This window comes from Psychrobacter sp. (genome assembly GCF_030457785.1).
In the GTDB taxonomy this organism is placed as follows: domain Bacteria; phylum Pseudomonadota; class Gammaproteobacteria; order Pseudomonadales; family Moraxellaceae; genus Psychrobacter.
This window is the reverse complement of sequence record NZ_JAKDUI010000114.1, coordinates 1-8473: the sequence shown is the minus strand read 5'-3', so window position 1 is coordinate 8473 and position 8473 is coordinate 1. Positions and strand designations below refer to the sequence as shown.

Annotated in this window: 7 protein-coding genes; 1 reads left to right on the top strand and 6 read right to left on the bottom strand. The window is 43.7% G+C overall.

Features of this window, described 5'->3' with window-relative positions; translation table 11 throughout:
* Nucleotides 1-395: 395 nt before the first annotated feature.
* A complete protein-coding gene (gene argJ / locus L0J61_RS06850; RefSeq protein ID WP_301465584.1) occupies nt 396-1619 on the bottom strand; it encodes a bifunctional glutamate N-acetyltransferase/amino-acid acetyltransferase ArgJ in 1224 nt (407 codons plus the stop codon).
* Between the two features lie 225 nt (nt 1620-1844).
* Nucleotides 1845-2663 (bottom strand): exodeoxyribonuclease III, encoded by an 819-nt coding sequence (gene xthA, locus L0J61_RS06845; RefSeq protein WP_301465583.1) that lies wholly within the window; start codon nt 2661-2663, stop codon nt 1845-1847.
* A gap of 235 nt (nt 2664-2898) precedes the next feature.
* On the opposite strand from xthA, the gene L0J61_RS06840 reads away from it, so the two are divergent.
* Nucleotides 2899-3429, top strand: a complete 531-nt coding sequence (locus L0J61_RS06840) for a hotdog domain-containing protein (RefSeq protein ID WP_301465582.1) — start codon at nt 2899-2901, stop codon at nt 3427-3429.
* A gap of 273 nt (nt 3430-3702) precedes the next feature.
* Here L0J61_RS06840 and L0J61_RS06835 read toward each other — a convergent pair whose 3' ends face one another.
* The 4 genes from L0J61_RS06835 to L0J61_RS06820 form a co-directional block, all read right to left on the bottom strand.
* Nucleotides 3703-4572, bottom strand: coding sequence for an SDR family oxidoreductase (locus L0J61_RS06835; protein WP_301465581.1), 870 nt, complete (start codon nt 4570-4572; stop codon nt 3703-3705).
* A 145-nt stretch (nt 4573-4717) separates the two neighbouring features.
* Entirely contained in the window at nt 4718-5509 is a 792-nt protein-coding gene (locus tag L0J61_RS06830) for a histidine phosphatase family protein (RefSeq protein ID WP_301465580.1), read from the bottom strand.
* Between the two features lie 56 nt (nt 5510-5565).
* Complete coding sequence (locus L0J61_RS06825) at nt 5566-6849, bottom strand: phosphotransferase family protein (RefSeq protein WP_301465579.1); 1284 nt, start codon at nt 6847-6849, stop codon at nt 5566-5568.
* A 114-nt stretch (nt 6850-6963) separates the two neighbouring features.
* A complete protein-coding gene (locus L0J61_RS06820) occupies nt 6964-8211 on the bottom strand; it encodes an acyl-CoA dehydrogenase family protein (RefSeq protein WP_301465585.1) in 1248 nt (415 codons plus the stop codon).
* Nucleotides 8212-8473 lie beyond the last annotated feature (262 nt).

Sequence of the window (8473 nt, the reverse complement as noted above, 5' to 3'; positions counted from 1 at the left end):
TTTCGTATACATCTGGGGGCATTCTAAGGCATGTGAATGCCCCCAGATGTATTAGCTGCAGTGGTTATGACCAAGGCAAACTCTAAAGCGATTGCTTACTAGAGCTATCTAATGTCCACTTGCATAAGTGTAAAACGCATTACCGCTTCTCTTCTATAACTACTTTGTAAAGTAACGTCAGTATTTGCAACTGCTTTTTAACTAGTCCATGGCCATATTCATTGGTATTTAATAACACACATACAAAAAAGCCAGAACGACGTCGTTCTGGCTTTTTCAATCGTACCTATATTTTCTAAGTGAGGTGAACAATAGGATATGGTCGAATCCAAAAAGCGATAATCGTCTGCTCACTATCTCGCTAGTGCCGCACTATTGCTGAGAAGTTGTGATTATTAGCTACGATAGTCAGCATTGATTTTTACGTAATCATACGATAAATCGCAAGTATATACCGTGTCAGAAGCCTCACCACGTGCAAGATCAATATGGATGGTAATCTCGGAGCGACTCATAACGTTCTTGCCCGCCTCTTCAGTATAGCTAGGTGCGACACCGCCATTTTGGCAAATCATCACCTCATCCAGATACACATCGACCTTTTCAGTATCCAAATCTTCAACCCCTACATAACCAACGGCTGCCAGTATACGTCCCCAGTTAGCATCACTAGCAAAAAATGCTGTTTTAACCAGTGGTGAATGAGCAACTGCATAAGCTACATCACAGCATTCTTGAGTCATTTGTCCGCCAGTGACTTTGACAGTCATAAACTTGGTTGCGCCCTCGCCGTCACGTACGATTAATTGCGCCAAACGCACAAATACTTCGGTCAAAGCTGTATACACAGCTTGATAGTGTGGGTGCTCAGGGCTATCAATTACATCCGAGCTAGCAGTACCAGTGGCAATCAACACACAACAGTCATTAGTCGACGTATCACCATCCACCGTAATGCGATTAAAAGACTGCTCATTAATGGTGCTTAGCATTTCTTGCAATAAATCAGCAGCGATATTGGCATCCGTGGCCACGTAGCCCAGCATCGTTGCCATATTGGGTCGTATCATACCCGACCCTTTTGAAATACCGGTTATGTGATAACTACTATCTGCAACATCCACTTTTTGGCTGGCAAGCTTAGGAATCGTATCAGTCGTCAGGATACCTTTGGCTGCTTCAAGCCAACTGTCAGACACTAAATTGCTAAGTGCTTCATTCAGCCCTGCGATGACAGCCTCGCTGTTAAGTGGCTCACCGATAACCCCAGTTGAAAATGGCAGTACGACACTTTGGTCTACACCTGCTTTACTAGCCAATGCCTCACAAATACTCTCTGCACGACGCATACCATCTGCACCTGTACCTGCGTTGGCATTGCCCGTGTTGATCACGAGATAGCGTGGACTTGCTTTGGCAAAATTTTCACGCAATACTTTTACCGGTGCCGCACAAAAGGCATTTTTCGTTGTGACAACAGCGCTGTTTGCGGTCTCAGCGAGTTCAATCACCACTAAATCATTGCGGTCTTTATAGCGCACACCTGCTGCGGTCGCACTTAACTTGATACCGTCAATCGGATAAATAGTATCTGGGATTGCAATATTTCCAACAGCCATGGTGGCATCCTTATTTTCAATTTTTATGATTATAAATACAGTGTTATTAGAACGTAGGTTTATTCTAGTAACCATTCTAAAAACAGTTATCAACTCAAGTATCTGACACAGCTTGCGTGCATGAAATCATTGTCAAAGACTCTGGGGCGTGTCCTCATTTCAAACATGCGCACTATGCATGAATGCGTAAGACCTACAGTTATTTAAATTGGCTATTTAAATTAATTACTTAAATTCAAACGATGACCAAATCGGCGCATGGTCAGACGGTTTTTCCATCGCTCGCAACTCATAGCTGATACCTGCATCAACACACGATTCAAGTAAATCTGAAGTACACAAAATATGATCAATACGCAAACCGCGCTTAGGGTCATCGTTAAAACCGCGGCTACGATAGTCAAACCAGCTGTAAAACTCTCTGCTTTCTGGATAATGCAAACGATAAGTATCCGTCAAATCACGTGACATCAGTGCCGCATACCACTCGCGCTCTTCTGGTAAAAATGAGCTTTTTCTATTTTTTAACCAACGCTTTGCATTGACCTCACCAATACCAATATCCACATCTTCTGGAGCGATATTCATATCACCCATGACGATAATCGACCGACCTTCTGCTTTTAATGTGTCTATATAAGCCATTAAACCTGCATAGTAGGCCCGTTTCATAGGAAACTTGGTCGGATGGTCTTGGCTTTCACCCTGTGGAAAATAGCCATTGAGAACGTCGACTTCACGTCCATCGAACTCATAGCGGGCATGAATGAAGCGCTTTTGTGCTTCTACATCTTCACCAGGGAAGCCTTTTTGTACGAAAATAGGTGCAATCTTAGACACTAGCGCCACGCCGTAATGTCCTTTTTGGCCAAAGTATTCCACGTGATAACCAAGACCCTCTACATTAGCCAATGGAAACTGATCATCATGAACCTTGGTCTCTTGCAGACCCATTACATCAGGATCGATGACGTCTCGTACGACTTCAAGCTGATGCTGACGGGCACGAATACCATTGACGTTAAAACTAACAAAACGGGGCATAAATTATCCTATTCTAATTGTTTGAAATACATTGTAGGCCGAATGCAATAGCGTAGGGCGGATGCGATGATATCTACGCTCACCATAATAACAGACACTGACAGCGCTAATTGTTGCGTGCTCTGCTATCTTAAGCTAGAGTAGCTATTATTAACACGGCTGCTATCAAATCGTACTCACTAACCGTACTTGCCAATTGCACTTGGCTAGCCACACTAAAATACTGAGCGTTATTATGACCACACCTATATTTGCGACAGACTATAATGTCTATATTAACCACACTGATGCCGGCGGTATAGTCTATCACGCCAATCATTTAGTATTTTTTGAAAATTGCCGTCGAGACTGGTTCACCAAACTTGGATTAAATGGCTATTTCCTAAAAACTGACAGTGGCGAGGTACAGCACTTCGTGGTCAGTCAGGCTGATTTGCAATATAAACGAGCCATCCTTTTAGATGAAGTTATCACTGTGCGAATTGATAAAGTTGAATTAAAACCTGCCAGCATTGTATTTTATCAGAGCATTCACCGCCAGCAAACCAACAGCCCTTCATCTGACAGAAAAAACAATGAGAGCTTATTAAGTAGCACCAAGATTGTGATCGCTTGTGTACAAAATCAAATAAAGCCAGACTCAACAGCAAAGAGTAATGGCGATCATGAACCCAATGCTATCGTTGCTAACGCCACCCCAATGCGCCCTATTCGTGTGCCTCAAAACCTACGCTCAGTCATCGAACAAGCCATCAATGAGGCGTAAGCGTGAGCCATATTATGTAAGCTACTTTATGTAAGCCACTTGGATAGTCATCAACGAGCTACACAAGTGAGTGGCTACTCAATACCTTTCGTTGATACAACTTAAAAATAAAAAGCCATTCACAAATACTGTGCATGGCTTTTTATGTCTCTTTCAGCTCTGGTTTTGTCTTTCTGGCGCAATTCCTTCTTTCACCTAGGAAGTATTCTGTATAGTCAGAGCATTTTCTATATAATACGCGCCCTACATGGTGCGCACTTGAAAAAAACATGCTTAGTTAAACTTATTCACCACTTGCAAAGGCAGATGTTTCATTGCTTTTCCTACCATCGACCAAGGCAAGCTTGGCACACAAGCTTCATCCACGCCTGCTTCAATCGCTGCAACGATTGCTTTTGTACCAGTTTCTGCATCTACTTCAAACGGCAATGGTTTTGCATTTTCATTGATCTCAGTGCGGACATAACCTGGATAAATAGTAGACACCTGAATCGGTAGTTTACTTAATAGCATATCAGCACGAATACCTTCTGCTAAGTGCGCCAATCCTGCTTTACTGGCACCATAAGCGGTTAAGTGCTTAGGCAGTCCTCGCATGGCTGACATGCTAGATATGACGACCAGGTGACCACTGTTTTGAGCACGAAAGACACTCATCGCTGCTTCACATTGTGCCAGCGCTGCTACAAAATTAATTTCGACAGTATGACGGTTTGTTTCAAAACGCCCTTTGCCGATGCGACGACTGTCTCCGACACCAGCATTGACCACAACACGATCAATCTGCCCAAAATCAACAACAAATGCATCAAAAACGTCAAAAATTGAGTCATAATCACTGACATCTAAGACTCGGTATTCAACACGGATATCAGGATACAGGGCGATTAATTCTGACTGTAGACTCTCCAGGCGCTCAACACGGCGAGCACAGATAGCAAGGTTATAACCAAGTTTGGCAAACAATCTTGTCATCTCTTCGCCCAGACCCGAACTGGCACCGGTAATCAACACAGTCTTACCATGCCCGACTTGTTGTTTATTCAATCCTTTTAAATATCGCGCTGGCTGAACCGCACTGAACAGTTGACTGGTGCTTGCGACGGTATTATTTCTGACTAAATCAAAAAGTTTATTTTGCATAACAATCCTTTATAAGTCGGTATTAGAAAGTTCAAGATCAGTACAGACTATATCAGTACAAACTATATAGATAGCCAGAGCCCTTACCTACTGACAACAAGCACTTTCACTTTACTATAACCTATCACTACTGTTAGATGCTAAATTATCGCCATGTCACAAAAGACTCACCGCCAGAAATGAGATGACTATACTCATTTAAAGACAGTAGACGAGTACGCTCGTTTTTTACCGTGATAGACGTCACACCAGTGTTGACCAAGCTTTTGTTAATCTGATAGGCAGTCAAACTGCCTTGTTGCAAAAACTGAGCAGTAAGTGCTGCAATAACACCGCCTGAGGTAAAAACCAATACCGTGCTATCGTCATCTAAACCTAGGCTTTCTATTTTATGATGCACCTGTGCTAATGCTTGCTGCGCACGATGACTAAATTCTGGCCAGCTTTCTATATAGTCTTCATCATGATTTCCGCCATGCCAACGCTGCATCGCACCGTCAAAAATCTCGGCCAACCGTGTGGACGGGGTTCTCGCCTTAGCAATTTCACTAGCAATAGCGCTACGGCTATTAAACGCTGGGTCAGACGTGAACAGGACGTCTTTATGATTGAACTCATCGAATTGTGGCAATACATAGCTATCAGGCTTATCTAAATCGATGGCAGTGACGATAGGGGTTTCTATGCGCTCGTCATCATGTCCGTCGTCATGTCCATCATCGGTACTGAACAAAGTCTGGTAGCTTTGCCAAAAATGACGTGCAGACTCTTGCTGCCTGTTCAGACTTCCTGTAAAAATCGCATCGATACGACGCTCGATGCTTGCATAGTGCTGACCCAGCATTTGCGCTTGGATACTACCCAAATCTGAAAGCTGATCGTAATTTTCTTGTCCAAAGGACGCCTGACCATGACGAGCAAGTAGAATGGTTGTCATAAAATACCCTTATTTATCATCATTCAAATGGAATAAAGCCTAATCAATCTGCACAATCACTCTTCGTCCTTTGATTTCGCTGCATCCGCAAAATAGCTTTTTGGCAAAAGTCCCTCTACGATTTTTTTCACAGGGCTTGGCAACTGCTCAAGCATTGCAGCATCGACTCCCATCTCTCGCAGATGTGGCTGTACACGATCAGTAAATAGCATGTCACCTTCATACTGCGCGATCAGTTTTAGACACTTGGCGTGCAATACATGTACGATAATCCAAAAGTTTTTGAAGGTTGGATTGGTGGTCTGCTTATGATAATAACGATAGTAAATTTGCTGAACGATACCTGCCAAACGGAATAGACCAAACACTTCATAAAACGTCCAGTTGTCTATTTGTAGATTTGTTTTTTCAAGATAATAAGCTACCACCTCATCACGGGTCATCATCCCTTTTAGGTGTGTCGGCTGACGGCGTGCCTGCTGCATCACCATATTGTCATTTTCTTCGATCCAATAAGCCAAGGCACTGCCCAAATCCATCAACGGATCACCCAGTGTGGCCATCTCCCAATCCAGTACGCCTATTACTTTGGTCGGTTCTGTCGCATCCAAAATAACATTGTCAAAGCGCCAATCATTGTGAATTAAGCATGTCTTACTATCAGCAGGTGTATGCTTGCCCAACCACTGACGTACCAATGTAAAACTGGGGACATTCGGTGTTTTGGCTTTTACATAACGCTTATCCCAGCCTGTCACTTGACGTTCGCAGTACCCTTCACCACGACCTAATTCGAGCAAATCAGGGTGCTGATCACAATCCACTTGATGCAGTTCCACTAAAGCATCAATGACGTTGGTACATAGGAGTCGTGTCTGCTCAGTATCTAACTCGATACCTTCTGGTAAGTTGGCACGTGGAATGATACCTTCCATGCGCTCCATAACGTAGAAGTCTGCACCAATCACTGCCTCATCAACACACAACGCAACCATTTTAGGCACGTAAGGATAGGCATTTTTTAGCGCCTTTTGCACCTTATATTCGCGCACCATGTCGTGGGCTGACTTGGCTTTGGTGCCTTTGGGTGGGCGACGCAAAATTAAGTCTTGATTGCCGTACTGTAAACGATACGTCCAATTTGATGCACCACCAGAGAATTGAGTGACAATAGGCTCACCTTTTATATCGACACCTTGCTGACGCAACCAGTCACTCACAACTCGAGCGTCTAGCTCTTCACCTTCTCGAACAGTACCACCTTTATCCAGCACATCTTTATTCAGGTCATTTGTTTGAATACCAGCGTTGTTGCTAGCAGTATCATTATCAGTCGCCATAAGATATTCCTTATCGTGTGGTCAATTACCGTTGTCAATTATTGTTGTCATTTACTTCAGGTTAAGAGCTCAGTCTTCAAAACCGACGGAGCTCCTATTCAATCGCGTGCCAAACTATGACTTAGTAGATTTAGGACGACTAAAGCCTTGACGCTTCAACTCCAACTTGGCGATCATGGTTTTATGCACTTCATCTGGACCATCAGCTAAACGCAATGCACGTGCTTGGGCAAAGAAGCTTGGTAGCATCGTATCTTGGCAGACACCCATACCGCCATGAATCTGGATGGCCATATCGACCACATCCTGTAATACAGTTGGCGCGACTACTTTAATGGCAGAAATCTCCGTCAATGCCGCCTTGGTCCCTTGCGCGTCCATTTTTTGCGCCGCATATAAAGTAAGCAAACGTGCTTGGTCAATTTTGATGCGTGCTTCAGCGATACGTTCAAAGTTTCCGCCTAGCTGAATTAAAGGCTTGCCAAAAGCAGTACGCGACATACCACGGTTAACCGCTAATTCTAAAGACTTTTCAGCAGCACCAATACAACGCATGCAATGGTGAATACGACCTGGTCCTAAACGACCTTGGGCAATCTCAAACCCCATACCTGCACCACCAATAAAGTGGCTAACGGGTACGCGTACCTCATTAAATCTGACCTCACCATGTCCATGTGGTGCATCATAATCACCGAACACTTTTAACATGCGCTCAATGTTAACGCCCGCCGCTTTTGCTGGCACGAGCACCATAGAGTGCTGATGGTGACGGTCTTTATTTTCATCAGGCGTATACGCCATCACAATTAAAATATCGACGGCAGGATCACCTAAGCCAGATGACCACCATTTACTACCATTAATAACGATCTCGTCACCTTCCACAACTGCCGTTGCTTGCATATTGGTAGCATCGCTTGATGCTACCTCTGGCTCAGTCATACAAAAAACGGAACGTGTTTTACCTTCTAAAATTGGCGTTAACCATTTCTTTTGTTGCTCCTCAGAACCATAACGCCATAATAGCTCCATATTGCCGCTGTCAGGCGCGTTACAGTTGAAAACATAAGGTGCTAATAAACTACGACCTGTCAGCTCTGCAATCGGTGCATAGTCTGTCACCGAAAGCCCTGCACCCAAAGTATCGTCAGGCAAAAAGAGGTTCCATAAACCTGCCTCACGAGCTTGTGCACGTAAGCTTTCATATTTTTCAGGCCATTGCCATGACTTCCAGTCACCATTAGGATTTTGCTCGTGACAATCTGCCCAAAACTGCGCTTCAATGGGCTCAATATATGTTTCGATAAATGCTTTGACCTTAGCATGCATGGTTTGACCATGTTCTGTCGCTGTGAACATTAAGTTGTCGCTAGACATAAATGACTTCCTTTTCTTTTTGATTATACGAATCGTGGTTTGATAAACAGATGCATTAATTCTTAAGCGAAGACTTAAGTATACGCACGTAAACTGTTTTGCGTAGGCTACATTTATATCACAGCAGTTATTAATAAACGGCAAAAAGGCGCGACCAGCTAGGACACGCCCTTTACAAAATACAAACATTGCATGAACTACCCACTACCTTAGAGGTAGGGGTTTCTTAGGTAATGCTCATACT

What these genes read in the sequence shown, in the direction of transcription:
- argJ (WP_301465584.1), bottom strand. Translation starts at nt 1,619, where the DNA reads ATGGCTGTTGGAAATATTGCAATCCCAGATACTATTTATCCGATTGAC.
- xthA (WP_301465583.1), bottom strand. Translation starts at nt 2,663, where the DNA reads ATGCCCCGTTTTGTTAGTTTTAACGTCAATGGTATTCGTGCCCGTCAG.
- L0J61_RS06840 (WP_301465582.1), top strand. Translation starts at nt 2,899, where the DNA reads ATGACCACACCTATATTTGCGACAGACTATAATGTCTATATTAACCAC.
- L0J61_RS06835 (WP_301465581.1), bottom strand. Translation starts at nt 4,572, where the DNA reads ATGCAAAATAAACTTTTTGATTTAGTCAGAAATAATACCGTCGCAAGC.
- L0J61_RS06830 (WP_301465580.1), bottom strand. Translation starts at nt 5,509, where the DNA reads ATGACAACCATTCTACTTGCTCGTCATGGTCAGGCGTCCTTTGGACAA.
- L0J61_RS06825 (WP_301465579.1), bottom strand. Translation starts at nt 6,849, where the DNA reads ATGGCGACTGATAATGATACTGCTAGCAACAACGCTGGTATTCAAACA.
- L0J61_RS06820 (WP_301465585.1), bottom strand. Translation starts at nt 8,211, where the DNA reads ATGTTCACAGCGACAGAACATGGTCAAACCATGCATGCTAAGGTCAAA.